Source organism: Bacillus nakamurai, from assembly GCF_001584325.1.
In the GTDB taxonomy this organism is placed as follows: Bacteria; Bacillota; Bacilli; order Bacillales; family Bacillaceae; genus Bacillus; species Bacillus nakamurai.
Map to the genome: position 1 here is coordinate 51,122 of NZ_LSAZ01000008.1, position 25,858 is coordinate 76,979.

25 protein-coding genes and 2 pseudogenes are annotated in these 25,858 nt (G+C 46.7%); 20 read left to right on the forward strand and 7 right to left on the reverse strand.

Going from position 1 to position 25,858, the window contains the following annotated elements; genetic code table 11:
- Positions 1-32: 32 nt before the first annotated feature.
- From AXI59_RS05240 to AXI59_RS05250, 3 genes and pseudogenes are all read right to left on the reverse strand, one after another.
- Positions 33-704 (reverse strand): glycosyltransferase family protein, encoded by a 672-nt coding sequence (locus tag AXI59_RS05240; RefSeq protein ID WP_061527594.1) that lies wholly within the window; start codon positions 702-704, stop codon positions 33-35.
- Positions 704-1,383, reverse strand: a pseudogene (locus tag AXI59_RS05245) (class I SAM-dependent methyltransferase). The gene AXI59_RS05240 and the pseudogene AXI59_RS05245 overlap by 1 nt, the downstream one beginning before the upstream one ends.
- 199 nt (positions 1,384-1,582) lie before the next feature.
- Positions 1,583-1,744, reverse strand: a complete 162-nt coding sequence (locus AXI59_RS05250) for an anti-repressor SinI family protein (protein ID WP_061523224.1) — start codon at positions 1,742-1,744, stop codon at positions 1,583-1,585.
- A gap of 334 nt (positions 1,745-2,078) precedes the next feature.
- On the opposite strand from AXI59_RS05250, the gene AXI59_RS05255 reads away from it, so the two are divergent.
- The 4 genes and pseudogenes from AXI59_RS05255 to galT all read left to right on the forward strand — a co-directional run bounded on the left by AXI59_RS05255 (position 2,079) and on the right by galT (position 5,933).
- Complete coding sequence (locus AXI59_RS05255) at positions 2,079-2,702, forward strand: TetR/AcrR family transcriptional regulator (protein WP_061523223.1); 624 nt, start codon at positions 2,079-2,081, stop codon at positions 2,700-2,702.
- 79 nt (positions 2,703-2,781) lie between these two features.
- Positions 2,782-3,168: a GtrA family protein gene (locus tag AXI59_RS05260; RefSeq protein ID WP_061523222.1), complete on the forward strand. Its 387-nt coding sequence runs from the start codon at positions 2,782-2,784 to the stop codon at positions 3,166-3,168.
- Between the two features lie 49 nt (positions 3,169-3,217).
- Positions 3,218-4,381 (forward strand): annotated as a pseudogene (locus AXI59_RS05265) (galactokinase); the annotation flags it as partial.
- A 10-nt stretch (positions 4,382-4,391) separates the two neighbouring features.
- The gene (gene galT / locus AXI59_RS05270) at positions 4,392-5,933 is read left to right on the forward strand and encodes a UDP-glucose--hexose-1-phosphate uridylyltransferase (protein WP_061527595.1); all 1,542 of its coding nucleotides are present in this window, start codon (positions 4,392-4,394) and stop codon (positions 5,931-5,933) included.
- Positions 5,934-5,952: 19 nt separating this feature from the next.
- Here the strand turns inward: galT and AXI59_RS05275 are convergent, their stop codons facing one another.
- On the reverse strand, positions 5,953-6,198 hold the full coding sequence (locus AXI59_RS05275; protein WP_061522427.1) for a GlsB/YeaQ/YmgE family stress response membrane protein: 246 nt from the start codon (positions 6,196-6,198) through the stop codon (positions 5,953-5,955).
- Between the two features lie 513 nt (positions 6,199-6,711).
- On the opposite strand from AXI59_RS05275, the gene qoxA reads away from it, so the two are divergent.
- Genes qoxA through qoxD form a run of 4 tightly spaced genes read left to right on the forward strand, consistent with a single transcriptional unit; the run spans position 6,712 to position 10,653 of the window.
- Complete coding sequence (gene qoxA, locus AXI59_RS05280; RefSeq protein WP_156476231.1) at positions 6,712-7,677, forward strand: cytochrome aa3 quinol oxidase subunit II; 966 nt, start codon at positions 6,712-6,714, stop codon at positions 7,675-7,677.
- Positions 7,678-7,704: 27 nt separating this feature from the next.
- The gene (gene qoxB / locus AXI59_RS05285) at positions 7,705-9,654 is read left to right on the forward strand and encodes a cytochrome aa3 quinol oxidase subunit I (RefSeq protein WP_061522429.1); all 1,950 of its coding nucleotides are present in this window, start codon (positions 7,705-7,707) and stop codon (positions 9,652-9,654) included.
- Between the two features lie 14 nt (positions 9,655-9,668).
- On the forward strand, positions 9,669-10,283 hold the full coding sequence (gene qoxC / locus AXI59_RS05290) for a cytochrome aa3 quinol oxidase subunit III (RefSeq protein ID WP_061522430.1): 615 nt from the start codon (positions 9,669-9,671) through the stop codon (positions 10,281-10,283).
- A 1-nt stretch (position 10,284) separates the two neighbouring features.
- A complete protein-coding gene (gene qoxD, locus AXI59_RS05295; protein WP_061522431.1) occupies positions 10,285-10,653 on the forward strand; it encodes a cytochrome aa3 quinol oxidase subunit IV in 369 nt (122 codons plus the stop codon).
- A 47-nt stretch (positions 10,654-10,700) separates the two neighbouring features.
- Here qoxD and ywcE read toward each other — a convergent pair whose 3' ends face one another.
- Complete coding sequence (gene ywcE / locus AXI59_RS05300) at positions 10,701-10,961, reverse strand: spore morphogenesis/germination protein YwcE (protein WP_061522432.1); 261 nt, start codon at positions 10,959-10,961, stop codon at positions 10,701-10,703.
- A 292-nt stretch (positions 10,962-11,253) separates the two neighbouring features.
- On the opposite strand from ywcE, the gene AXI59_RS05305 reads away from it, so the two are divergent.
- The 4 genes from AXI59_RS05305 to AXI59_RS05320 all read left to right on the forward strand — a co-directional run bounded on the left by AXI59_RS05305 (position 11,254) and on the right by AXI59_RS05320 (position 15,290).
- Positions 11,254-11,709, forward strand: a complete 456-nt coding sequence (locus tag AXI59_RS05305; RefSeq protein ID WP_061527596.1) for a GNAT family N-acetyltransferase — start codon at positions 11,254-11,256, stop codon at positions 11,707-11,709.
- Between the two features lie 372 nt (positions 11,710-12,081).
- Entirely contained in the window at positions 12,082-13,266 is a 1,185-nt protein-coding gene (locus tag AXI59_RS05310) for an FtsW/RodA/SpoVE family cell cycle protein (protein ID WP_061522434.1), read from the forward strand.
- Positions 13,267-13,369: 103 nt separating this feature from the next.
- The gene (gene nfsA, locus AXI59_RS05315) at positions 13,370-14,119 is read left to right on the forward strand and encodes an oxygen-insensitive NADPH nitroreductase (RefSeq protein WP_061527597.1); all 750 of its coding nucleotides are present in this window, start codon (positions 13,370-13,372) and stop codon (positions 14,117-14,119) included.
- A 166-nt stretch (positions 14,120-14,285) separates the two neighbouring features.
- The gene (locus AXI59_RS05320) at positions 14,286-15,290 is read left to right on the forward strand and encodes an LLM class flavin-dependent oxidoreductase (protein WP_061527598.1); all 1,005 of its coding nucleotides are present in this window, start codon (positions 14,286-14,288) and stop codon (positions 15,288-15,290) included.
- Positions 15,291-15,327: 37 nt separating this feature from the next.
- Here AXI59_RS05320 and AXI59_RS05325 read toward each other — a convergent pair whose 3' ends face one another.
- Entirely contained in the window at positions 15,328-17,739 is a 2,412-nt protein-coding gene (locus tag AXI59_RS05325; RefSeq protein WP_061527599.1) for a S8 family peptidase, read from the reverse strand.
- Between the two features lie 524 nt (positions 17,740-18,263).
- Here AXI59_RS05325 and AXI59_RS05330 point away from each other — a divergent pair.
- The 5 genes from AXI59_RS05330 (at position 18,264) to AXI59_RS05350 (ending at position 22,813) form a co-directional block, all read left to right on the forward strand.
- Positions 18,264-18,578, forward strand: coding sequence for a hypothetical protein (locus AXI59_RS05330; protein WP_061527600.1), 315 nt, complete (start codon positions 18,264-18,266; stop codon positions 18,576-18,578).
- Between the two features lie 23 nt (positions 18,579-18,601).
- Positions 18,602-19,432 (forward strand): PRD domain-containing protein, encoded by an 831-nt coding sequence (locus AXI59_RS05335; RefSeq protein WP_061522439.1) that lies wholly within the window; start codon positions 18,602-18,604, stop codon positions 19,430-19,432.
- 221 nt (positions 19,433-19,653) lie between these two features.
- Positions 19,654-21,033, forward strand: coding sequence for a sucrose-specific PTS transporter subunit IIBC (locus tag AXI59_RS05340; protein ID WP_061527601.1), 1,380 nt, complete (start codon positions 19,654-19,656; stop codon positions 21,031-21,033).
- A 1-nt stretch (position 21,034) separates the two neighbouring features.
- Positions 21,035-22,474: a sucrose-6-phosphate hydrolase gene (locus AXI59_RS05345; protein ID WP_061527602.1), complete on the forward strand. Its 1,440-nt coding sequence runs from the start codon at positions 21,035-21,037 to the stop codon at positions 22,472-22,474.
- Positions 22,475-22,573: 99 nt separating this feature from the next.
- A complete protein-coding gene (locus AXI59_RS05350; protein WP_061527603.1) occupies positions 22,574-22,813 on the forward strand; it encodes a hypothetical protein in 240 nt (79 codons plus the stop codon).
- Between the two features lie 30 nt (positions 22,814-22,843).
- Here AXI59_RS05350 and AXI59_RS05355 read toward each other — a convergent pair whose 3' ends face one another.
- A complete protein-coding gene (locus tag AXI59_RS05355) occupies positions 22,844-23,656 on the reverse strand; it encodes a bifunctional hydroxymethylpyrimidine kinase/phosphomethylpyrimidine kinase (RefSeq protein WP_061522709.1) in 813 nt (270 codons plus the stop codon).
- Positions 23,657-23,861: 205 nt separating this feature from the next.
- Here AXI59_RS05355 and AXI59_RS05360 point away from each other — a divergent pair, with 205 nt between their 5' ends.
- Genes AXI59_RS05360 through AXI59_RS05370 form a run of 3 tightly spaced genes read left to right on the forward strand, consistent with a single transcriptional unit; the run spans position 23,862 to position 25,844 of the window.
- Complete coding sequence (locus AXI59_RS05360) at positions 23,862-24,668, forward strand: glycosyltransferase family 2 protein (RefSeq protein ID WP_061522443.1); 807 nt, start codon at positions 23,862-23,864, stop codon at positions 24,666-24,668.
- Positions 24,669-24,682: 14 nt separating this feature from the next.
- The gene (locus tag AXI59_RS05365; protein WP_061522444.1) at positions 24,683-25,366 is read left to right on the forward strand and encodes a uracil-DNA glycosylase; all 684 of its coding nucleotides are present in this window, start codon (positions 24,683-24,685) and stop codon (positions 25,364-25,366) included.
- 55 nt (positions 25,367-25,421) lie between these two features.
- Complete coding sequence (locus AXI59_RS05370; RefSeq protein ID WP_061527638.1) at positions 25,422-25,844, forward strand: YwdI family protein; 423 nt, start codon at positions 25,422-25,424, stop codon at positions 25,842-25,844.
- Positions 25,845-25,858 lie beyond the last annotated feature (14 nt).

Consider the following 25,858-nt stretch of genomic DNA (forward strand, 5'->3'; position numbering starts at 1 on the left):
AAAAAGCCCTCTGACGCAGAGGGCTTTTCCGTTTAGCCGGGTGTGATATAGTGCCTCACAAATGTTTGTCTGTCCGCTTCATAAGCCTCAGCGTCAAATGAATCACCGCAAAAGTGAAGGCACCAAGGATCTTTTTGGCATGCCACTCCGACGGTATAGCCGCGGCGCTGAAATTCAAGAGATTGCGACGTATCGTAAAAATGAAAGCCGCCAAACAGATCCTCCCGCCACTTCACATCGTATTGAGTTGCCATTAATAAACCGTCTACTGCTGCAGCAGGCGTAAACAGGCTGTTTGTCCCGCTGCCGTGATCGAATTGAAGGGTGTGATAGGAATGACCCCGATATTCAATGACCTTTCCCGCCCGCTGACCGCTTTCCCACCATATGCCGCCCGCCGGCAGTGTCTCACAGCCCGCCACACCGAGAAGCCCCAGCTCCGGATGGGATTGAAATATGTGAAGCATGTCAGACAGAAAATCGCGATGAATAATAAATGTATCCTGGTGTAAATAGATTTTATATGTGGAAGGACGTTTCAATGCTTTGTTATAAGAGGATGCCATGCTTTGTGAATCATATATCGGCATAATGTCAAGGGAGTATGAAGGGGGAACGGTAAGCTGCATAATATGGATTTTGCACCGGCTGTAAAGCGATTCATCATTAACACAGACGACAAACAGGAACGAGTATTGATCCATTACAAGCTCCTTCCCGCCTCAATCACATATTGATAGGCGGATGCTTCTGTCAGAAAGTCATGCCTTATGCCAAGCTGCACACAAACTTCATGCAATGAAGAAATGGCCTGCTGATAGGAGGGGTGGTCAACGCGAATGGCCTCAATGCTTTTTATCTCATAGCCGCCAGCTTTAAATAACGAGACGAGCTCTTCGCGGGTAAAAAAACGCAAGTGGGTTTGATCCATTAAACCGGCGTCTCTGTATGTCCATTTGCCGGCTAAAAGCTCAGCACCACTGACATGTGCCCGACGTTCGGTACGCATGTGAGAACTGTGCCGTCTTTTTTTAAATAGGGACGAAGCTTTTTAAGCACTGACCAAGGATCGACAAGATGCTCCAGCACATCCCCGAACAGAATGCAGTCGAATTGCTCGTCATTGTACGGCAGAACGGCGGATTCAATATCTCCGCAAAGCACATGGCTCAATTTTGTTTCTGCTTTTTGAGCGGCTTCAGGAAACGCCTCAATACCGTAAACCGTTATTCCCCGGTCTTCAAGCGCTGCGCCTAAATTCCCCGCGCCGCAGCCGACATCAAGCACGGTTTGCCAGCTTCCGTTTATTTTTTTCAATAAATAAGGGTTCAGGCCGTCATAATATTGCTGTTTCTTTTCATCATAAAAGGGATTCGTATTCATCTGTGTATCACCTCATAATACACAAGATATGTAGCGGGGGGATCGTGTATAACCATGTTTGGCGTTCGATAGCGGAATATGGCGGGAATGGCTGTCCGGCGTTCTCTGTGCAGATGTCTCCCCTGAGACTGCGGTTTTTGTGAAAACTCAGGTGCGGCTGGCGGTTAAAAGCATAAATTAAAAGGATCCGCCTCAAATATTACGGCTGGCGGATGGTGTTTTTCATTAGTGTTTTTTTCTTCACCGCTTTTTCAGCATTTAAAAATCGCCTCACATCGTCAATGTGTAAACCCATGATTCTAGCTTCTTGAATCAACAAATGCCAATCTTGATCTACATCCTTCAGTGCATGAGTTTTCATAAGAACCTCCAATTGAAAAATTGTTTTGCCCAGCAATAAGCAGCAATGTATAACAAATTTCACACATAGTTTCCCGGTAATCCCAAAATGAAGATGTTTTCACCTACCTATTCCCTAAAAAACTTACTGAAATACCCAAAATCCTTCAAGAATTCTTACATATAATAATAAACAAATAAATACTGACTGGATAGTATGTAAATAAAAATAAATCATCCGACCTATTAAGATTTACCCTTTAAACGCCGACTAGCACAATCTTTTTGCAGAAAAAATACCGCTAAAGAATGATTCGGTGTAAGATAAAGTGAAGATCAAATAGCTGGAGTAAAAAATGAAAAAAAACAAATTTCAAATTAAGAGAGAAGAAACATTTGAAAGTTTTATTGACGCAGGCCTTCATTTGTTAATTGACCGAGCTTACGATACAGTATCGATAGATGAAATCAGCAAAGCCGCGGGCTTTAGCAAAGGTGCGTTTTACGTTCATTTTGAAAGCAAAGAAGATTTCCTGAAGCATTTGTTAGACAGGCGTCAGATCAAAAAAAGAATCATTACCGGCTATCTCGACGAAATAGAACGGCAATCAGCCAGGCCGCTGACACTTTATGAAGCGGCAAGAAGCGCGGCTGACTTGCTGATGCATCTTATTAACAGCAAACCAGCATGGAACATCGTATCCTTTGCCCTTCACATGCCCAATTACAAGGTGGTACGGGAATATGAAGCCTATATCCGTCTTTACGAGCTATGGATTGAAGAAAGCTGCTTGTACATAAATTGGCTCAAATCGAGAAATTTAATAGAAGAACAAATTGATACGGAATACACCGCCAGAATGATGTGCGCGCTCATTGACGGCATAATTAAGCAATCAAACGTGCTGGGGCGCCCCGTCACCTTCCGCAGCCTGTTTGACGCGCTCTCTGTTTTCTTCAGTAACAGAAAATCAGGTTAACGATCATCTTCATTTGACAAAAGGTTTAGAAAAGTTTTTCAGAAAGCGAGGAACTGACATGCGTTATAGAGAAATTATGATGTATATCATTATGGGTGTCTTCACGACGATCGTGAACATCGTGAGTTTTTATGTGCTGGCTGAAACGTTTCAAATGGATTATAAGATGGCAACGGTCGCCGCTTGGGTTTTATCCGTTCTATTTGCATATGTCACGAATAAACTGTATGTATTTCAGCAAAAAACAGCCGGAATGCGGAGCCTGCTGAAAGAACTGGCTGCCTTTTTCAGTGTGCGCGTACTGTCTCTCGGTATTGATCTGGCCATGATGATTCTTTTAGTCAGCCAATTTCATATGAATGAAACATTGGCCAAAATTGCCGATAACGTGATTATCGTAGTCGTCAACTATGTTGCGAGCAAGTGGATCGTATTCAGAAAAACAAAGGAAGAAGGCGTATCATAGGGATTTCTTTTGCCGCCCTGGGGGAATGAGAAACGGGAAGGGGATGCGTATGAGACAAGATATAAAGAAAGCGTTTTCTGATGTGTTTGGAAAAACGGAGGAGCTCCGTGTTTTCTTTGCGCCGGGAAGGGTGAACCTTATCGGGGAGCATACGGATTATAACGGCGGCTACGTGTTTCCATGTGCGCTGACAATCGGTACATACGCGGCTGTCAGAGAAAGAGGGGACAGACTCGTCAGGATGTATTCAGAGAATTTTAAGGAAGATGGCATAAAGGAATGCAGTCTCGATGATATTCGTTATAAAGAAGAAGACGGGTGGGCCAATTATCCGAAAGGCGTAATGGCTGAATACCTCGGCAGCGGTTTCTCCCTTCCTCACGGCTTTGACATTGTATTTTGGGGAAACATTCCGAACGGCGCCGGGCTGTCATCCTCGGCCTCGATAGAGCTTGTAACGGCGGTGATCTTTAATCAAAGCCATCATCTTCAGGCGGACATGCTTGATTTGGTGAAGATGGCCCAAGCGGCGGAAAATTCCTTTATCGGGGTAAACTGCGGAATTATGGATCAATTCGCAATCGGAATGGGGAAGAAACATCATGCCATGCTCTTGGATTGTGACACGCTTTCCTATGAATATGCGAAGCTCAATATGTCGGGGCTGTCTCTGGTGATCGCGAATACGAACAAAAAACGCTCTCTCGCAGGGTCAGGCTACAATAAGAGGCGGCAGGAATGCCGGGAAGCACTTCAGGATCTGCAAAAGCACCTTTCTATTCAATCACTGGGAGAACTCGCTCCTTCCGCTTTTGACACCCGCGCCGGGCTGATTCAGAACGAAACAAACAGGCGGCGGGCGAAACACGCCGTTTATGAAAATTACCGCGCGAAAAAGACAGCCGAAATGTTCAGCAAAAATGAGCTCGGGCAAATCGGTGAGCTGATGAGGGAGTCTCATCTTTCGTTACGGCATGATTATGAGGTGACAAGCCCGGAGCTTGATGCGCTGGCAGAAGCGGCCTGGAGCCACGGCGGGGTTATCGGGTCAAGAATGACGGGAGCCGGTTTTGGCGGCTGCACGATCAGTATCGTAAAGGAAGACGCGGTTCAGGATTTTATTGAAACAGCCGGAGCCCGGTATAAGGAGCAGACAGGGAGGAAAGCCGATTTTTATACGGCGGACATCGGAGCGGGAGCGAGAGAACTGAAGGAGGATGATTATGGCGATTCAGGAACATGTGGAACGTTTGATCCGATACGGCCTGCAAAAAGAACTGATTTCACTCCTTGATATTGAATACATAAGAAACAGGCTGTATGAAGCGCTGCATATTACACATCCCGAGCCGGCTGACTGCAAAGAAAATGAACCGTTAAAGCCGCTGCCGGAGCTTTTAAACCCGATTTATGAGTGGGCGGCAAAAACAGGCCGGATGGCAGACGATACAGACACCTATCGTGACCTCTTGAGCGCTAAGCTGATGGGCTGCTTCGCCCCTCCGCCGTCTGAGATTGTCCGGCGCTTTGAAGAAACAAAGGCCGTTCGCGGCTCACGGCAGGCGACAAGGGCATTTTATCAGTTTGCCGAAGATATCTATTATATCCGTTCAGACAGAATGAAACAAATTATCGGGTGGAAGGCTGATACGGCTTATGGGAAGCTGGAAATGACGATTAACCTTTCAAAACCGGAAAAAGATCCGAAAGCGATTGCGGCGGCCAAGGAAAATCCGCAGTCCCAATACCCGCGCTGTGTTCTCTGTAAAGAAAATGTCGGCTACGAAGGCAGGCCGGATCATCCTGCACGCCAAAATCTCCGCGTCATTCCGGTGATCCTCGGCGATGAGCAGTGGTTTCTGCAATTTTCCCCCTATGTTTATTACCGGGAGCATTGCATCGTTTTAAAAGGCAGGCACGAGCCGATGCAGATCAGTAAAAAAACATTTGACAGGCTGCTGTCCTTCGTCAGCCAGTATCCGCACTATTTTCTCGGCTCCAATGCCGATTTGCCGATTGTCGGCGGGAGTATTTTAAGCCACGATCATTTTCAAGGCGGAGAGCATGATTTTCCGATGGCGCAAGCGGAGACAGAAAGCTGTTACAAGCTGCGGGACTATCCGCAGGTGACGATGGGGATTGTCAAGTGGCCGCTGTCGGTCCTCCGTCTTCAGGGCGGAAGCGCGGCTGAGCTATCTGGCGCAGCAGATTACATTTTACGTGCGTGGCGCGGCTATTCCGATGAAGCCGCAGACATTATCGCCTATACGGGGGAAACTCCGCACAATACGATCACACCGATTGCAAGGCGGAAAAACGGGTTATTCGAATTAGACCTCGTCCTGAGAAATAACCGCACTTCAGACGAGCATCCGTCAGGAATCTTTCATCCTCATCAAGAAGTCCATCATCTGAAAAAGGAAAATATCGGTCTGATTGAGGTGATGGGGCTTGCGATTTTGCCGGGACGACTGGAACACGAGATGAGGGAAACGGCGGAAGCGCTTTGCTCTCCCGATCCCGAGGCGGCTTTAGCCAGTCATTCATCCACCGCAAAACACAAAGAATGGGCGCTCAGTGTGCTTCAAAAGCGGACGGTGACAAAGGAAAATGCCGGCCGGGTATTGAAGGAAGAGATCGGCCATATCTTTGCGCAGATATTGGAGCACGCCGGCGTTTTTAAACAGACGGCCGACGGCAGGGCAGCTTTCCGCCGATTTATCAGCCGATTGGACGCCAAACCGGAAAAAAGCCTCATCCCTTAAGGGATGAGGCTTTTTTGAATTATCCTCTGTTTCTGGTGAGCAGGCTGAACAGGAATACCACAATCGCCGCGCCGATAACTGCCGGAATGATGGCAAAGCCGGCGAGGTGAGGCCCCCATGTGCCCAGCAGGCCGTGTCCGATCCATGCGCCGATCAAACCGGCGATCATTGAACCGATAATTCCTCCGGGCATATTTCCTTTTACAAATAAACTTCCGAGCCAGCCAATTATAATGGCGACAATCAGAGATACGATAAAACCCATAAATATCACTTCCTATTTTTTAAAAGTTTTGCCTATATGTTTCCTTAGTTTTGTCTATATTAAACATGTGAATGTTCTTTTTGCCGTTTTTTTATTTTGAACATATCCCGGCACGTTCCGGTCTTTTTTTTCAATATGCGTTGCGTTAAAATGGAAACTGTGTGAAAAGGTGTGAAGAAAGGAAAAAATAATTCCTTTGTAGAATGTTTAACAAAATGAAACTTTTTGTTGACCAACGTTTTTTATTATGGTAAACCTTTATTTGGTATTATTCGTTCTCGATATCTTTCTTCTCTATATATGCTAAATGATCTAAATCTTTTTATCTTACATGAATGCAAGTGAATAAAGATCGTGCATTTTTTGTCGATTTTGTGACATTTGGGCGAAAAAAAGATGAACTTTAGAAAAAAATAAAGCTAATAAGTGCAGATTTTGATAGCATAACAAGGTAGATAGAGAAAAGATTTTGAGAAAGTACATTTCAGATTCACTACATCAATAGGAAGGATGGTGATCTTCTTGTTCAGAGCATTTAGACCGTTACTTTTATTGGCGATGTTGGCTGTTGTTTTCGTTCTTGGCGGATGCAGCGACATTTCCGTATTAGATCCGAAGGGGCCTGTAGCAGATCAGCAAAAAGATTTGATTCTGTTATCAATCGGATTCATGTTGTTCATTGTCGGTGTCGTATTCGTTCTATTTACCATTATCTTAGTCAAATATCGCGACCGCAAAGGCAAGGACAGCGGAAATTACAAGCCGGACATGCACGGCAACACGTTTTTAGAAGTAGTCTGGACAGTGATCCCAATTTTAATTGTCATTGCACTTTCTGTGCCTACCGTACAGACGATATATTCGTTAGAAAAAGCTCCTGAAGCGACAAAGGATAAAGAGCCCCTTGTTGTGTATGCTACTTCGGTAGACTGGAAGTGGGTATTTAGTTACCCTGAACAGGATATCGAGACGGTTAACTACCTGAACATCCCTGTAGACCGTCCGATTTTATTCAAAATTTCCTCAGCCGATTCAATGGCATCGCTATGGATTCCTCAGCTTGGAGGACAAAAATACGCGATGGCGGGAATGCTGATGGACCAATACTTACAGGCTGACAAAGTGGGAACGTATGAAGGCCGCAATGCGAACTTCACGGGCGAACACTTTGCCGACCAAAAATTCAATGTTAAAGCCGTTACGCAAAAAGACTTTAACAACTGGGTGAAAAAAGCCCAAAGCGATTCTCCTAAGCTGACGAAAGAGAAGTATGATGAACTGATGCTTCCGGAGAATGTCGGTAAATTAACGTTCTCTTCTACACACTTGAAATACGTTGACCACGGCCAAGATGCTGAATATGCGATGGAGGCGCGCAAACGCCTGGGCTATAAAGCCGTTTCACCGCACTCTAAAACTGATCCGTGGGAAAATGTAAAGAAAAACGAATTTAAAATATCCGACGATAAAGAAGACTGATATTGAACAAGAAAGGAGGAAGCCCGAATGAAATTGAGATGGGATGAATTTTTTGTAACAGGTGACCCATTAATTCTGGGCGCACAAGTTTCCATTGCGCTGTCCACTATCGCTATTATCGTTGTACTCACATACTTTAAAAAGTGGAAGTGGCTCTGGTCTGAATGGTTAACATCTGTAGACCATAAGAAACTTGGAATCATGTACATTATCTCTGCTGTTATCATGCTGTTCCGCGGCGGGGTCGACGGCTTGATGATGCGTGCCCAGTTAGCGCTTCCTAATAACAATTTTTTAGACTCAAACCACTATAACGAAATCTTTACGACTCACGGTACGATCATGATTATCTTCATGGCGATGCCGTTTCTGATCGGTCTGATTAACGTTGTCGTACCTTTGCAAATCGGTGCGCGCGACGTAGCATTTCCTTACTTAAACAACCTGAGCTTCTGGACGTTCTTCGTAGGAGCGATGCTTTTCAATATTTCCTTCGTTATCGGGGGTTCTCCGAACGCGGGATGGACGAGTTACATGCCGCTGGCAAGTAACGACATGAGCCCTGGGCCAGGTGAGAACTTCTACCTGCTCGGTCTTCAGATTGCCGGTATCGGTACGCTGATGACGGGTATCAACTTTATGGTAACGATCTTGAAAATGCGTACTAAAGGTATGACGCTTATGCGTATGCCGATGTTCACTTGGACGACGCTGATCACAATGGTTATTATCGTTTTTGCCTTCCCTGTACTTACAGTGGCATTGGCGCTCTTATCATTTGACCGTTTGTTCGGCGCACACTTTTTCACACTGGAAGCCGGCGGTATGCCGATGCTTTGGGCCAACCTGTTCTGGATTTGGGGACACCCTGAAGTATATATCGTTATCCTACCGGCATTCGGTATTTTCTCTGAGATTATCTCAGCTTTTGCAAGAAAGCAGTTATTCGGTTACAAAGCGATGGTCGGTTCAATTATCGCCATTTCCGTCCTGAGTTTCCTTGTATGGACTCACCACTTCTTCACAATGGGGAACAGTGCGTCCGTTAACTCTTTCTTCTCGATTACGACGATGGCCATTTCGGTTCCGACCGGGGTTAAAATCTTTAACTGGCTCTTTACGATGTATAAAGGCCGAATCAGTTTTACAACACCGATGCTGTGGGCGCTTGCGTTTATTCCGAACTTCGTTATCGGCGGGGTAACAGGGGTTATGCTTGCGATGGCTGCAGCGGATTACCAATACCATAATACGTACTTCCTTGTATCTCACTTCCACTATGTGCTGATCGCGGGTACTGTATTTGCGTGTTTCGCCGGATTTATTTTCTGGTATCCGAAAATGTTCGGCCATAAGCTGAACGAAAGAATCGGAAAATGGTTCTTCTGGATCTTTATGATCGGATTTAATGTATGTTTCTTCCCGCAATATTTCTTGGGGCTTCAAGGTATGCCTCGCCGTATTTACACATACGGACCGAATGACGGCTGGACTACATTAAACTTTATCTCAACTGTCGGAGCCTTCATGATGGGTGTCGGATTCTTAATCCTTTGCTATAACATCTATTACAGCTTCCGCTATTCTACTCGTGAGATCAGCGGAGATTCATGGGGCGTGGGACGTACGCTTGAGTGGGCGACTTCATCTGCGATTCCGCCGCATTACAACTTTGCGGTGCTTCCTGAAGTGAAATCTCTAGATGGGTACCTGCAATTGAAAGAAGACAAAGTGGATATCCATCCGGAAAGCAAATTCAAGAAAATCCATATGCCGCACAACTCAGGCAGACCGCTTATTATGTCAGTCGCATTCGGTTTTGCAGGCTTCGGACTTGTATTTGAATGGTACTGGATGGGCATTATCGGACTGATCGGTATTCTGCTTTGCATGGTGCTTCGCTCATTTGAGTATGATGATGGCTACTATATACCTGTTGAAGAAATAAAAGAGACGGAAAGAAAGATTTCCGAATAAAGGAGGCGTGATTTATGGAACATGCAGAACACGGCAATTCTAACGCGCCTATGGAATATCAATCTGAAACCGGCAGACTCAATATTCTCGGGTTTTGGATCTTTTTAGGGGCAGAAATTGTGTTGTTCTCAACACTATTTGCAACCTTCTTCGTTCTTCAAAGAAGAACAGCTGGAGGGGTCTTACCGGCCGAATTATTTGAAGTAAACCTTGTCATGATTATGACATTCCTGCTGCTTATCAGCAGTTTCACCTGCGGGATCGCTGTTCATGAAATGCGGCGCGGAAGTTTAAAAGGCGTTGTCATTTGGACGATTATCACTCTTCTTCTCGGCGCGGGCTTCGTCGGATGTGAGATTAACGAGTTCGTCCACTATGTTCATGAAGGAGCATCTCTAGGTACAAGTGCTTTCTGGTCAGGATTCTTTGTCCTTCTCGGAACGCACGGAACGCACGTAACGATCGGTATCTTCTGGATCACCGGCATCTTACTGCAATTGAAGAAACGCGGACTGACGCCGCAAACTTCTTCAAAAATCTTTATCTCAAGTTTATACTGGCACTTCTTAGACGTTGTATGGATCTTCATCTTTACAGGCGTCTATCTCATCGGATTGGGGGGACTATAATATGGCAAACAAATCTGCTGAACACAGCCACTTTCCGTGGAAGCATATTGTAGGTTTTGCGTTGTCTATTATTCTGACCCTGCTGGCCCTTTGGGTTGCGGTATATACGGATTTAAGCTCATCTGCAAAACTTTGGATTATTTTCGGATTCGCATTCATTCAGGCCGGCTTGCAGCTTCTCATGTTCATGCACATGACAGAGAGCGAAAACGGCACCATCCAAGTAGGAAACACGCTCTTCGGATTTTTCGGAGCGATTGTTATCATCCTTGGCTCCATCTGGATCTTTGCGGCGCACTACCATCACGGTGACCATATGGATGGAAACCCTCCCGGCGGTGCTAAGCATCATTCCGAACATCACGAATAAAAAGAAACCCTCTTCGTGTAAGCGAAGAGGGTTTTTTCTGCCTTTTTTTATTCACTTCTTCTCCGGCGGAGACGGGGAAGGCCGTAAATGATAAAGGCGGCAATATGGGCAACAATCACGTTGACGGCAAATAGGATAATCATAAGTGTGTGGCCGAGAGGGGAAAGGCTGCTGGTTGCGTAAAAGTAGAAGAAAACCCACATTAAAATGATTGGCGGTATGGCCGAAAGAGCTACTTTTTTGTTATCGAGCCAAATAAAGAGAGGCGTTGCGGTTGCGACCAGTAAATAAGCGAAAAACATGTCCATCTTACTTGTCTCCTTTCATTTTATGACAGCGTTTCCAAAATGAAATGCAGAGAATAAAATGTGTCTGTTTTGTGGTCGTTTTTTGAACATTTTGTTACAATTATTATACCATGTTTTCCATTTTTTGATACCGCTTTTTAAAGAAATGTATTGCAACTATCGCCTCATTTTTGGATAGGAAAAAGAAACCGGAAACCCCAATTGCGATGTCACATCATCAAACAACACAATAGAAACAGCTGTGAACCTGTGTTACGTTGAAGAGAAAATGCTCACTAAGGAAGGAATCGGAATGAATATAAAAAAAGACGATGTAACGGGTCCGGAGGTCATTGCGCTGCTGCATGATCACCTTCAAAGTTTAACGCTTCATTCTCCGCCGGAAAGCATACACGCGCTCGATGCAGAGCGCTTGCGCCAGACTGATGTGACGTTCTGGAGTGCATGGGACGGGGACGGCTTGCTCGGCTGCGCAGCCCTGAAAGAGCTTGACAGCCTGCATGGCGAGATCAAATCTATGAAAACCTCTCCGCAGCATGTAAGAAAAGGCGTGGCCAAACAGCTCCTTCACCATCTCATTGAAGAAGCAAGACAGTGCGGCTATCAGAGAATCAGCCTGGAGACCGGTTCCATGGCCGCTTTTCATCCCGCCAGAAGCTTATATGAAAAGGCTGGTTTTTATTACTGTGATCTGTTCGCAGACTACAAAGAGGACCCGAACAGTTTGTTTATGAGGTTAGACATATAAGCAAATACCGGCGTAACAGGCTGCTGCGGCGCTCAAAAGGTGTCCGGCCATATTGCCCTTCAGGATGACCTGTCGACCTGTCAGATATCACAAGAGCCGTATCCATACGGCATGCCGCGGCTTGTTAAGATTACAGATCAATGTCTCAACGCTGGATTTCTTTTAACCCAAACCCCTTTTCCGACGCGAAGGGGTTTTTTATTGGAAAACTTTCAGGATGACCGAAACATTTCCTTTTCTAACACGTCATATGTCGTGTAGTCCTCAAACCGTTAAAAAATAAAAAGGAAACAACCTAGTCATGTTTTCTTGAACTGTGTTCATGTATAATAAACAATAGTGATTTCCGATGAAAATGTAAGGCGGGATAGAATGAGTCGATACAAGAAACAGCAAAATCCCTATTATCAGGGGGATTTGATTTTTATATTTGGTGTGTTTTTAATTATTAGTATTGCTGCCATTTATGCGGCCGGACAGTTTGGGCAGTATGGAAGCAATGCATGGATGAAACAAATTGTTTTCTATGTAATTGGAGCCGGTGTGATCGGGCTTTTACTGTATTTCGATTTAGAGCAGCTTGAAAAGCTCAGTTTGTATGTATTAATAGCCGGAGTGTTGTCACTGCTCCTTTTGCGGGTTGCTCCGGAGTCCATCGCGCCGATTAAAAACGGTGCGAAAAGCTGGTTTCAAATTGGAAGCTTTACACTTCAGCCCTCCGAATTTACGAAAATTGGCATTATGATGATGGTGGCGTCCATTATATCTAAAGCCGGGCCGAAAGATCAAAGATCGCTGCGGGAAGATATCAATTTGCTGCTGAAAATTGCGGCATGGACTGTTATTCCGATCGGGCTGATCGTATTACAGGATGCCGGAACAGGCGCGATATGCCTGTTTATCGTCATGGTGATGGTGTTTATGTCAGGCGTAAACTGGAAGTTAATCACCTTGATCGGCGGTTCCGCCGCTCTTGTGGTGGCGCTTTTCCTTGTGCTAGTGATTGAATTCCCCCATGTGGCGAATGCTATCGGCATTCAAAATTATCAAATTGACAGGGTCACATCATGGATGTCTGACTCCAATACATCAACCCAGGCTGACAGTGATAAAAGCTGGCAGGTGGATCAGGCGGTGATGGCGATCGGATCAGGCGGTATCACAGGAAACGGCGTTCATAATCTGAAGGTTTACGTGCCTGAGGGGCAGACGGACTTTATCTTCGCGATTTTAGGTGAAAGCTTTGGATTTTTAGGATGTGCCATCGTCGTCGTGATGTTTTTCTTTTTAATTTACAGGCTTGTGGTGCTGATTGACCGGCTGCATGCTTTTAACCGATTCGGTGCGTTTTTTTGCGTTGGATTTACGGCACTTATCGTGATCCACACGTTCCAAAACATCGGTATGAATATCGGTATTATGCCGGTTACCGGGATTCCGCTGCTGTTTGTCAGCTACGGAGGGAGCTCGGTGCTTTCTACATTGATCAGCTTCGGTATCGTGTATAATGCCAGCGTTCAGCTCACGAAATATAAAAGTTATTTGTTTAATTCCTGATAAAAGGACAGCTCAGATGCGGGCTGTCTTTTTTCTTTTCAGAGCATTTCACTTTTGGCTTTCTTCTCTTTCGGATATGATAAAAAAGAAGGAGGTTCTATACATGAACAATACCATTGAAACCATACTTAATCATCGGTCAATCCGATCATTTACCGACGAGCTTCTGACGTCAGAAGAGATAGATACATTAGTGAAAAGCGCGCAGGCGGCGTCTACGTCCAGCTATGTGCAGGCATATTCCATCATCGGCGTAACCGATCAAGAGAAAAAACGGAAGCTGGCCGCGCTTGCCGGAAATCAGCCTTATGTCGAAAATAACGGGCATTTGTTTGTGTTCTGTGCTGATTTATACCGACATAAAAAGCTTGCCGAAGAGAAAGGCGAAGACATTACCGAGCTTCTTGAGAATACGGAGATGTTTATGGTCAGCGTGATTGATGCTGCTCTTGCCGCACAAAATGTAAGTGTTGCTGCGGAATCAATGGGGCTTGGCATTTGTTACATCGGCGGCATCCGGAATGAACTGGATCAGGTGACGGAAGTGCTGGAGACGCCTGATCACGTCCTGCCGCTCTTTGGCTTGGTTGTCGGGCATCCCGCTCATCCGTCCGGTCAAAAGCCGAGACTTCCGAAACAGGCCGTCTATCATGAAAATACGTACGATACGAACGAAGAAAACTTCCGCCGTTATATGAAGGAATACGATGAAACCATTTCCGCTTATTATGAAAAACGGACAAACGGCAAGCGGGTTGAAACATGGTCTGATCAAATCTTGCAGTTCATGAGACAAAAACCGAGAACCTATTTAAATCAATACGTAAAAGATAAAGGCTTTCAAAAGAATTAAGAAAAAACCTCTCCCGACTGGGAGAGGTTTTCATGTTTCACGTGTAACATATTTCGACAAAATCGAACATCGTTCATTATGAAATGATCATCCATAGGGGATGCTTACAAGCATACGGAAAGAAAAAACGGCTTGGCAGTGGTACGATGTTGATGAGGTGACAGTGATGATTTCATTAAGCGTATTAGATCAATCTCCGGTATCTGAGGGCCGTTCTGCGGAAAGCGCGCTTCAGGAAACCGTTAGGCTGGCGCAGGCCGCAGAGGAGCTCGGATATAAGAGATTTTGGGTTTCAGAGCATCATTATTCAAAACGTTTAGCAGGTTCAAGCCCTGAGGTGCTGATCAGCCATATTGCAGCCAAAACAAGCAGGATTCGTGTGGGATCAGGCGGTGTGATGCTTCCTCATTACAGCGCCTATAAGGTGGCAGAGAATTTTCGTGTGCTTGAAGGCCTTACTCCGGGAAGAATTGATCTCGGGCTGGGCAGGGCGCCCGGCGGAATGCCGATTGCTTCGTGGGCGCTGAATGACGGCGGCAAGCGCAATGCTGATCAATACCCGCAGCAGATTCGTGAGCTGACGATGTATTTGCATGATTTGGCCGATGACAGTCACCGCTTTCCGAATCTGACAGCTTCGCCTCATATCGCAACGGCGCCGGATGTCTGGCTTCTCGGTTCTTCGGGAGAAAGCGCGCTCCTAAGCGCTGAGACTGGGGCGGGCTACATGTTTGCCCATTTCATTAATGGCGATGGCGGAGAAAGTACGGTGGCACAATATAAGCGGAGGTTCAAACCTTCCGTCTTAGGACAAAAACCAAAAACGGCGGTTGCGGTTTTCGTTCTTTGCGCGGACACTGAAGAGAAAGCGGAAGAACTTGCATCAGTATTGGACTATACGCTGCTTGCGGGGGAGCAGGGGATTCCGCTGAACGGTGTTCCCGCTTATGAAACCGTCCGCGGCAATTCATATTCTCCGTATGAGCAAAGGCGGATAGCCGATAACCGAAATCGGATGATCATTGGGACAAAGCAGCAAGTGAAGGAACAGCTTTTGGCGCTCACGAAAGCGTATGGAACCGAAGAAATAATGGCTGTGACCATTACACATCAATTTGAAGATAAACTGCATTCGTACCGGCTGCTTCGAGAAGCATTTGCTGAGTCATAAAAAAGAAACCCTGCTGATGCCAGCAGGGTTGTTTCGTTTATTCAACGGTAAATGGTTTCTCGGTCAGAACCTGGCTTGATTTTCCCTTGTTTGCGGCATAGGCCAGCATGTAATATTCTCCGGCCGGCAGAGCGGTATCACCGTTGACTTTGCCGTTCCAATTGAAATATTGATAGCCTTTGTCTTGTTTTTTGTAGATGCCGGCTTGGCCTACGAAATCAAGATTGCTGTTATATACAAGGAAAGCGAGCTCTTCCGCTCCCGCAGGAAGATAGGTTTCAATTTGATAGGTTCCTTGAGTTGTGCCGTCCTGCACTTCAATTGAAGTCACGCGCGGATAGTCCGGCTCTTTCACAATCAGAAGCGTCGGAACTTTGGCGACTGTTTTCCCGCCTTCGCGCACGGTAACCGTTCCTTCATAGGTTCCGGCCTTCACTTTCTTCGCATTGACCTTTACCTTCGTGTTTACTTTTCCGGTTTTATGCGCGGGGATCACCACCCGGTCTGTTCCAGAAGCGGTAATGCCCGTGCCGTTAAACGCATACTCGAGCTGGTATGACTTTCTGATGGACGATTGGTTTTCAATCGTAAAGGTTTCTTTTTTCGTTTCATTGCCATTGTCTTTCATAAACGTTCCATAGGAATAGCTTCCCGGGGAAACGAGAGAGTCCGCTTTGATCGCTTTTATGATTCTGATGCTTCCGGCGCCTTGCGCGTTATGCGGATATACATCACCGTCAGCGTCCGTTAAGGTTTCCGCCGTGTTCATGAGGGCGGCTTTTATTTGTTCCGGGCTCCATTTCGGTTTTGCCTGCTTGATGACGGCAGCTGCGCCGGCCACATGCGGTGATGCCATGCTTGTTCCTTGCTTTGATCCGTAGCCGTACGGATTGGTCGGATTATGTGTCGGAATCGTGCTGACGATGTTAACGCCGGGAGCTGAGACATCCGGTTTAATCATCCATGTGTCCATGACAGGTCCGCGTGAAGAGAAGTCCGCCATTTGTTCAGTAAGGGATTTGGAAACCGATAAGCCGAATACCGTTTTGGTGCTGCCCGTTTTTAATTGATTGACGAGCTTTTCACCATCCTCTAAAGAAAGCTTGATGGTCGGAACAGCCATGCCCGGTACGTTGGCTTCGATTTCTCCTGATGCGTTGTTATACACAACCATACCGATTGCGCCGGCTTTTTTGGCGTTGTCGGCTTTATCCACAAATGCAATGCTGCCGCGTTTGACGACTGCGACTTTTCCTTTCAGGTCTTTGCCTTCAAAATCTTTTTGCTCGCCGATGCCAGCTTCAACAAGCTCTGCCTCTTTTTTATTCAGCGCTTTTATTTCATCTTCTTTGTTGTAGCCCATGACTTTAGCAGAGGAGTAAGAACCGAATGAGACGGCGTATTCGTTCAGCGGCAGCTGTGTCGCTCCGACGGAGATCGCTTCTCTGGACGTCCCCGGTGATCCGACAGTCCAATTATTCGGGCCGCTGTTTCCGTTTGAGGTGACCGCAACAACGCCTTCAGACATGGCCCAGTCAAGAGCCGTGCTTGTAGCCCAATCCGGGTTATTCACAGAGTTGCCGAGAGAAAGGTTCATGACATTCGCTCCGTCTTGCACGGCGCGTTCGATTCCGGCGATGACGTTTTCAGTCGTGCCGCTTCCGCCCGGGCCGAGTACGCGGTAGGCGAGGAGCGTTGCATCAGGCGCCACGCCTTTAATCGTTCCATTTGCCGCTACTGTGCCCGCCACGTGTGTCCCGTGGTCAGTGGCTGCGCCTCTCGGATCGCCGGACGGCGTTTCCTCAGGATCATAATCGTTATCCACAAAATCGTACCCTTTATATTGTCCGAAATTTTTCTTTAAATCAGGGTGTTTGTATTCGACGCCCGTATCAATGATGGCGACTTTGACGCCTTTTCCTGTGTAGCCGAGCTTCCACGCATCATTTGCCCCGATGTATGGTGCGCTGTCATCCATCTGCGGGGACACGGCATCTTTGGAAAGGGTGACGTCTTTATCTTTCAGGTGATCGGTATGATAGGTGACATTCGGATAAACCGCTTTGACATCCTGATCACTCAGCAGCTTCGGAATTTCGTTAGCCGGAAGCTTCATGGAGAAACCGGAAAACACCTGCTCGTATTCTCTGTTGATTTTTCCGTGTTTAACTGCTTTGAGCGCTTTGTTTTTCACTTTTGCGCGTTCGCTTTTCAGCTTGCTTTTTGTTTGTGTTTTGCCGAGTTCCTTCGCTTCGGCCAGAGATTTTTCTTTTAATTCCACAATGACCGTCGTTTGTTTGCCGGTTGTCATATCGATGTCCCCGAACACTTCGGCTTTCTCAAGATCAGGCGATTGCAGCTTTGATGCCGGCGCAGCCTGTGTACTTGTGGATAAGGTAAAGGATAAGACAAAAGCCGGAAGCAGATAACGAATGATTCCTTTTTTCAATGTGTTTCCCCCTTTTTCTTTGTCTAAATTAGAAATCTAGTATATATTTCTTGAAAATTCAAAATAATCCTTGTGCCATATGACTCATTTCTGGAAATTTGTCTGTGAATAAGGAGGAAGTTATGCACAAAATGTTGTGTATAACTTAATAAACCTGTGTATATATATAGTTGGGAACGAATGTTCCTATACAAAATATAGAAAGTGTTTGTGGATATGTGGATATCACCTGTGTTTAAGCTGTTCTTAACTAAGGGATAACTTGTGCATAACTTTTTAAACCTCTTCTCCATTTTTCATGTCATTTCCATCAGCTTTCAACAAAACTTCTGAAAACTAGTTTGTTTTTTCACTCATATTGTGACAAACAATTTGCCAGGCCGCGTCTATCATAGAGTCATAGGGTTGCTAGGCCCGCTAGTTTTTAAGGGAAAAGGATCGGCCGCCTTTTCCGTTAAAGCGGAGAGAACGAAACAGGCCTGCGAACAGCTGTCTGTCAATAAGAAGCGGAGGGATGATTTGCAATGAAACGTTTGCTAGTATCTTTACGGGTGTGGATGGTCTTTCTGATGAACTGGATGGCGCCGGCTGAAGGAAGATACCAATTAGCCGCCGTGTATGGAAACCAAGGTACATATCAGCAGAAAGCGAGACGGGCAGCCAAGGCATTTTCGTTTGCGGGCCGTGTCCGATCGGCGGATCTGACTGATGAAACAAAATCGGCTTGCGGCAGGCAGGATAAGAATCGATGGGTGCCAGTCCGCAAAGAATTGCCGAAGCGGGAGCGCGCAGGCCCGGTATCTTTACATCATATGAAAAAGAGGGTACAATCCCACTAAACATATGAACGGGAGCGAACCTCTTGAGAATAGACAAAGTATTAAATAACAATGCGGCGTTAATAAAAGAAGACGGACGGGAAAAGATCGTGATGGGTCCCGGAATCGCTTTTCAAAAGAGAAAAAATGATGTCATTCAAAAACATAAAATTGAAAAAATATTTGTCGTGCACGACGAAAATGAAAAGTTCAAACAAGTGTTAGAAACGCTTCCCGAAGAGCATATAGAAGCGGCTGAAGATATTATCAGCCATGCGGAGGGAGAGCTTGCGGCGCCTCTGAGCGATCATATTCATATTGCGCTGGCGGATCATTTATCCTTTGCGATCGAAAGGATTCAAAACGGTCTTCAGGTGCATAACCGATTGCTTCATGAAATTAAGGCGCTTTATAAAAAAGAATACGAGATCGGCCTCTGGGCGGTCAATCATGTGAAAAAGACCCTTGGTGTATCTCTTCCTGATGATGAGGCGGGGTATATCGCGCTTCATATCCATACTGCCAAGGCGGATGCCAAAAGTATGTATTCGGCGATGAAACATACAACCATGATCAAAGAAATGATCGAAAGGATAGAAGCCTTTTTTGAGCAAAAGGTGGATGAAGACAGTATTTCCTATCAGCGCCTCGTCACGCACTTGCGGTATGCGGTCAGCCGGTTGGATTCAAATGAAGCGCTCCATTCCATGGACGAAGAAATGCTTTATTTCATCCAAAAAAAGTATCCGTTTGCTTATCGGTGTGCGCTTGAATTAGCGGCGTTTTTAAAAAATGAATATGAATTGGAACTGCCGGAGTCTGAGGCCGGCTATATTACGCTGCATGTCCAGCGTCTTCAAAAACCCTCGGAATAATGTGTCTGTTTAGAGAAACAGACTTTTTTTAATAAAAAATAGTTGACGAAAGCGCTGTCATGAACTAAAATGAAAGCGCATCAAAAAAATGAATCCGGCGGGATTGTGACTGGTTATGCAGGCAAGACCTAAAATTTGCGTACATGAAAAAGGGATCATGTTGACCTTTTTCGTTGGCGAATTTTAGGTCTTTTTTGTTTTCTCAAAAGGGGGTAAAGATAATGGATTATCAAGTAACGGCAAAACAGCTTATAAAACATATCGGAGGAAAATCAAACGTGATCAGCGCGGCGCATTGCGCGACCCGGCTCCGGCTTGTCATTTACGATGAACAGAAGATTAATAGCGCCGAAATAGAAGAGATGGAAGGTGTCAAAGGGGCTTTCAGCAGTTCGGGACAATACCAGATTATTTTCGGAACGGGTCTCGTGAATAAAGTGTACGACGCTTTTTCAAAAGAGGCCGGGTTGGGGCGGGACGAAGATGAGACGAATCAAGACGCCGTGAAGCAAAAGCTGAATCCGGCCGCAAGATTTGCGAAAACGCTGTCCAACATATTCGTTCCCATCATTCCGGCTATCGTAGCAAGCGGCCTGTTAATGGGACTGCTCGGAATGATGAAGGCTTTTCACTGGCTGCCTGAACATTCGCCGCTGTTAAAACTGCTCGACATGTTTTCAAGTGCGGCTTTTCTCTTCTTGCCTGTTTTCATCGGATTCAGCGCGGCGAAGGAATTTGGCGGAAATGCGTATCTCGGTGCGGTAATCGGGGGGATTATGATCCATCCGGAGCTGCTGAATCCGTGGGGGCTCGCCGATGCGTCGCCTGGCTACATGGAGTTGTTCGGATTCAATATTGCGCTGCTCGGCTACCAAGGGACGGTGATTCCGGTGCTTTTGGCCGTTTATATCATGAGCAAGGTGGAAAAAGGGACAAGAAAAGCCGTGCCCCACGCGTTAGATTTATTGGTCACGCCGTTTGTGACGGTGATTGTGACCGGGTTTATCACGTTTATTGCAATCGGGCCGCTTGGCAGAGCGATCGGATCAGGCATTACGGTTTCGTTAACTTATGTGTACGATCATGCGGGGATTGCAGCAGGACTCATTTTCGGCGGCCTTTATCCGCTTATTGTGCTCACCGGCGTGCACCACAGCTTCCATGCGATTGAGGCCGGCCTTATTGCTGACTTGGGGAGAAACTATATCCTGCCTATTTGGTCAATGGCTAATGTCGCGCAAGGCGCGGCGGGATTGGCCGTATTTTTCCTGACGAAAAAGGCGAAAACGAAAGAAATCGCCCTGCCTGCCGCGTTTTCCGCTTTTCTCGGTGTAACGGAGCCGGTCATCTTCGGTGTCAATCTGAGATACCGTAAGCCGTTTATCGCGGGGATGATCGGCGGAGCGCTGGGAGGCGCTTATGTCGTGGTCACCGGTGTCGCCGCCAATGCCTACGGGCTGACGGGAATTCCGATGATCGCCATCACGGCTCCGCTCGGCTTAGGGAATCTCTTGCATTATCTGATCGGAATGGGCATTGCCTCGGTGACAGCGTTTATTGCCGCTTATGTAATGGGAGCCAAAGAAAAGGAGGAGGTATAAAATGAGTGCACTTGATCAAGAACTCCGCCGCCGCGCCTATGAAGAGAAAGAGAGACTCGGGAAGATTGCATCGTCGGATCCCTATCGCCAGCATTTTCATATCATGCCGCCGGTCGGGCTTTTAAATGATCCGAACGGTGTTATTCAATGGAAGGGAACGTATCACTTGTTTTTTCAATGGCAGCCCTTCCATACGGGACATGGGGCAAAATTTTGGGCGCATGTCACGACGCGTGATTTTGTCACGTGGGAAGAGGAAGACATCGCGCTTGCGCCGGGCGAATGGTATGACAGAAACGGCTGTTATTCCGGCAGCGCCATTGCAAAAGATGATCAGCTTTGCCTGCTGTATACGGGCAATGTAAGGGATGAACACGGCGATCGGGAAACGTATCAATGCCTTGCAGTATCGAAAGACGGAAAAGTGTTTGAAAAAAAAGGAGTCGTTGCGCATCTGCCTGAAGGCTATACCGCTCATTTCCGGGATCCGAAAGTGTGGGAGAAAGACGGCACATACTTTATGGTGCTTGGCGCGCAGACAGAAGAGCTCAAGGGCAGCGCTGTTTTATTCAGATCAGAAAATGTGACGGAATGGACGTTTCTCGGCCCGATTGCAGGAGCGGGATCGGGCAGTCTCGGATCATTCGGATATATGTGGGAATGCCCTGATTTGTTTTCCCTCGGCGAAGCGGACGTGCTGCTCGTATCTCCGCAAGGTCTTGAGGCTGACGGCACCGAGTATCAAAACAAACATCAGGCGGGGTATTTTCTCGGATGTCTGAATACGGATACACCTGAGTTTCAGCATGGTGAGTTTACGGAGCTTGACAGAGGGTTTGATTTTTACGCGGCCCAGACGCTGGTGGATGACAAGGGACGGAGAATATTGTTTGCGTGGATGGCCGTGCCTGATCAGCAGGAGGACAGCCATCCGACGCATGACTATCATTGGGTTCACTGCATGGCAATGCCGAGAGAGCTGTCATTATCAGGAGGGAAGCTTATACAGCGCCCGCTCCCTGAAATGAAAGCCCTCCGCACGGATCAGCAGCGAGGCCGCCTTCATTTGTCCCGTTCGGCTGGGCGGCTTCCGGTGAAGGATGCCGCAAGAACAGAGGTGCTGCTGGAAGATATCTTCACCGAATCGGGCTTTGAAGTGGCGATTCGGGGCACGGCCCGCTTTATTTTCAATCCGAAAGAGGGAATGGCAGTACTGGAACGCACCGCTTTTAACGGAGAAGAAAAAGAAACTAGAAGCTGCGCCATAACTGATGTGCATACCGTACAGCTGTTTATGGATGCCTCATCAATCGAAGTGTTTTTGAATGACGGAGAAGAAGTATTCAGCGCCAGGTATTTTCCTTTCCCGGGAAATGATGAGGTAACGGTCACCTCGGGGGGGAATACAGAAATGAACGTTGCCATTTGGACACTTTTATAGAAAATCGTTCTTTTTTCTTATGTGAAACCTATGCCATCTGTGCTATTCTTCAACGAAAGACTACTATTCTCAGGAATAAAAGGAGTTGTTTTCTTAGTTTTGGAGAATCAGAAGATAACGCCGCAATGTTTACTGTTCAAAGCTGCAAATCAAGTGGAAGATAAACGTGAAGAATATAAAGAGGTATTGCTCCAGCTGAAACGCATGCTCAAAAGAGCTGAGCTGCATAACGAATGGAATGAACGGCTCAGCCATACATATGAACAGATGAAGGAATATGCGCTGTTTGTTCAATCGATTGAGACGTTTTTGCGGTCGTCGGCGAGAAAAATGAAATAATCCCCCTCTTAAAGCGAGGGGGATATTTGTTTATTTATCGCGAAAACGCATCGCTGAATGTTTAGTCGGTCCGATATATTGGTTCAGCGGGAAGGATTCCTTAATAGCGGCTGTTATAAATTCTTTCGCCGCGTAAATCGCTTCTTTTACTTCAGTGCCTTTGGCCAGTTCTGCTGTGACAGCGGCAGAGAACGTGCATCCGGCTCCGTGTGTGTATGGAGTATCAATCATTTCGCTCTCTAATACTTCTGCGGTTTCTCCGTCATATAACACGTCAACCGCTTTTTCGTGTTTGAGTTTGCCTCCGCCTGTAATTAACACATATTGAGCGCCGAGCGCGTGGATTTTTTTTGCTGCTTCTATCATGTCTTCGACTGTTTTTAACTCATCCATTCCGCTGAGCTGGCTCGCTTCAAACAGGTTTGGTGTGATCACGGTGGCAAGCGGCGCCAATTGGGTGCGCAGCGCTTCGGCATGCTCCGGATACAGCACTTCGTTCGCTCCTTTGCATACCATTACCGGGTCAATGACGACATTTTTCAGCTGTTTTTCTTTAATCGTTTTTGCCGCAAGCTCAATGATCTCTACGGTAGGGAGCATTCCCGTTTTCATGGCGTCTGCGCCGATTCCGTCAACAATCGTCGCAAGCTGTGCGCGAATCGTATCGGCATCGATGGGAAATACCTGATGATCCCAGCTGTTTTCAGGGTCCATCGCCACGATAACGGTTAAAGCCGTCATTCCGTATACATTTTTTTCTTGAAACGTTTTGAGATCGGCCTGAATTCCCGCGCCGCCGCTTGAATCAGATCCGGCAATAGTTAGTGCTTTATACATTGACATATCAATGGCCTCCATCATGTTTTATACCTCATTATAGTTAGATTTTCTTCTGATCACAATACGAAAGGCTTAGAGGAATGAATTGACAGGGGCGCAAAGCGGGGAGGATGCGCCGGATTCTCAGTTTTCTCCGAAAATCCCCCCTGATCTCTCCGCCGCTTTATGTTTTAATAGAACATGAGAAATATAGCAGAAGGAGCGGGTCATGAATATATCTATTGTAATTGTTACGTATAATCGGATTCCGGCTTTATGTGAGCTGCTGGAGTCGATTTCCAAGCAAACGCTGAAGCCTTTTGAAGTGATCATTGTCAATGACGCGGGCGAACCGGTCCATCATGTAAAGCAGCTGTATGCCGATCTGCCGATTCAAGTCATTGATTTAGAACAAAACGCCGGGCATGTGCTGGCGCGGAACGCCGGTGTAAAGGCAGCGTCAGGTGATGGCATCATGCTGTGCGATGATGATGACTTCATTACGCCGGGCCATATGGAGAGAATGGCGGCAGAGCTTGCGGACGCTGATTTTGTCCATTCTGACGCAGAAATTGTGTCATTTGAAGAACGGGATGGTACGAGATATCCGCTGTCACGGAAGCCATTTGCCTATACGGCGGACTATGAGGACATGCGTGTGTTTTCCACATATGTTCCGTCAGGCAGCATGTACAGGCGTTTCCTTCATGATACGTTAGGGTATTTTGATCCAAGCGTCCACAATTATTGGGACTGGGACTTTTATTTGCGAGCGGCGAAAGAATACCGGGTAAAGCGTGTCCCTTGCGCGAGCGTCATCTATGCATTTTCTGAGGCGGGCGGCAATCAGTCCGCGGATCTCGGCGCCAAGCGGAAGCAGTATTTAGACCGTTTAAGCGAAAAGCACGGGCTCGGGGAGCTTCCGACGAAAAACTTTGCGGTTCTCCTTGAGGAACCTGATATGAAAAGGCGGGAGGCCCCAACCGATATCGTGTGGGACGGCAAGCCCGTCTATTCCAGACTGCACAGCTTATAAGGGAGGCGGACAGCTTGAAGCAGCTTTTAAAGGACAGCTGGTGGAATCAGCTGAAAGATGAATTTGAAAAACCGTATTATCAAGAGCTGAGAGAGATGCTGAAACAGGAATACAGCAGCCAAACCATTTTTCCGGACAGCCATGATATTTATAACGCCTTGCATTATACGGCGTACGAGGATGTAAAAGCGGTGATTCTCGGACAAGATCCGTACCACGGGCCGGGACAGGCGCACGGGCTGAGCTTTTCCGTTCAGCCTGGGGTCAGGCAGCCGCCGTCGTTGAAAAATATTTTTATAGAGCTTCAGGATGATATCGGCTGCTCCGTTCCGAATCACGGATCGCTCGTCAGCTGGGCGAAGCAAGGGGTTCTTCTGTTGAACACGGTGCTCACGGTACGGCGCGGCCAGGCCAATTCCCACAAGGGAAAAGGCTGGGAGCAGCTGACTGACCGCATCATTGATGTGCTGAATGAAAGAGAGAAGCCGGTAATCTTCATTTTATGGGGCCGTCACGCGCAGATGAAAAAAGAGCGCATCGACACGTCGAAGCACGTCATTATTGAATCGACTCACCCAAGCCCGTTTTCAGCAAGGAATGGTTTTTTCGGGAGCAAACCGTTTTCACGGACGAACGCTGCGCTTGAGAAAATGGGGGAACAGCCGATTGATTGGTGTATCCCCGACCTGCCGAAATAAACGGTTTTGCAGGCGCTTCTGCTGGTGCGGAAGCGTCTTTTTACGCCCGGTGCATATTTTGTCAGAAAAAATAACAAACTCATTTCTGCGGATTGGCCAGAAATTTGATAAAATGCAGGAAGAAGACAAATTGAATGTTGGAGGATATCTCATGAATATACATATCTCTGCTTTGATTCAGAAAATGGAAGAAGAGCTGAGGCAGGCAAAAACGGCGTCTCGGGACGAGGAGGTCAAGATGCATGTAGCGGCTGTCCGTTCTTTGTGCGATGTCGTGCTCGATCGGCCAAGCCATACAGCTTCCGCGCCGCCTCAGGCACCGATTCCTAAAGCGGTGCCGAGCCCTTCATCATCTCCTTCGACAGACCCGCTGCTTCTTGAAAAAATGATGGGCAGCGCCGGGCTGAACCAATATCAGAAAAAAAGTAAAGATAAACGTGAAGAAGACGGAAACGGAGATTCCATTTTCGATTTCTAATAGGAAAGGTTGAT

Coding starts and splice junctions, on each gene's coding strand:
- AXI59_RS05360 (WP_061522443.1), top strand. CDS start 23,862: ATGAATATATCTATTGTAATTGTTACGTATAATCGGATTCCGGCTTTA.
- AXI59_RS05260 (WP_061523222.1), top strand. CDS start 2,782: ATGTATATCATTATGGGTGTCTTCACGACGATCGTGAACATCGTGAGT.
- qoxD (WP_061522431.1), top strand. CDS start 10,285: ATGGCAAACAAATCTGCTGAACACAGCCACTTTCCGTGGAAGCATATT.
- AXI59_RS05330 (WP_061527600.1), top strand. CDS start 18,264: ATGAAACGTTTGCTAGTATCTTTACGGGTGTGGATGGTCTTTCTGATG.
- galT (WP_061527595.1), top strand. CDS start 4,392: ATGGCGATTCAGGAACATGTGGAACGTTTGATCCGATACGGCCTGCAA.
- AXI59_RS05340 (WP_061527601.1), top strand. CDS start 19,654: ATGGATTATCAAGTAACGGCAAAACAGCTTATAAAACATATCGGAGGA.
- qoxC (WP_061522430.1), top strand. CDS start 9,669: ATGGAACATGCAGAACACGGCAATTCTAACGCGCCTATGGAATATCAA.
- ywcE (WP_061522432.1), bottom strand. CDS start 10,961: ATGGACATGTTTTTCGCTTATTTACTGGTCGCAACCGCAACGCCTCTC.
- qoxB (WP_061522429.1), top strand. CDS start 7,705: ATGAAATTGAGATGGGATGAATTTTTTGTAACAGGTGACCCATTAATT.
- AXI59_RS05255 (WP_061523223.1), top strand. CDS start 2,079: ATGAAAAAAAACAAATTTCAAATTAAGAGAGAAGAAACATTTGAAAGT.
- AXI59_RS05345 (WP_061527602.1), top strand. CDS start 21,035: ATGAGTGCACTTGATCAAGAACTCCGCCGCCGCGCCTATGAAGAGAAA.
- AXI59_RS05240 (WP_061527594.1), bottom strand. CDS start 704: ATGGATCAATACTCGTTCCTGTTTGTCGTCTGTGTTAATGATGAATCG.
- AXI59_RS05275 (WP_061522427.1), bottom strand. CDS start 6,198: ATGGGTTTTATCGTATCTCTGATTGTCGCCATTATAATTGGCTGGCTC.
- AXI59_RS05310 (WP_061522434.1), top strand. CDS start 12,082: ATGAGTCGATACAAGAAACAGCAAAATCCCTATTATCAGGGGGATTTG.
- AXI59_RS05250 (WP_061523224.1), bottom strand. CDS start 1,744: ATGAAAACTCATGCACTGAAGGATGTAGATCAAGATTGGCATTTGTTG.
- AXI59_RS05320 (WP_061527598.1), top strand. CDS start 14,286: ATGATTTCATTAAGCGTATTAGATCAATCTCCGGTATCTGAGGGCCGT.
- AXI59_RS05355 (WP_061522709.1), bottom strand. CDS start 23,656: ATGTCAATGTATAAAGCACTAACTATTGCCGGATCTGATTCAAGCGGC.
- nfsA (WP_061527597.1), top strand. CDS start 13,370: ATGAACAATACCATTGAAACCATACTTAATCATCGGTCAATCCGATCA.
- AXI59_RS05305 (WP_061527596.1), top strand. CDS start 11,254: ATGAATATAAAAAAAGACGATGTAACGGGTCCGGAGGTCATTGCGCTG.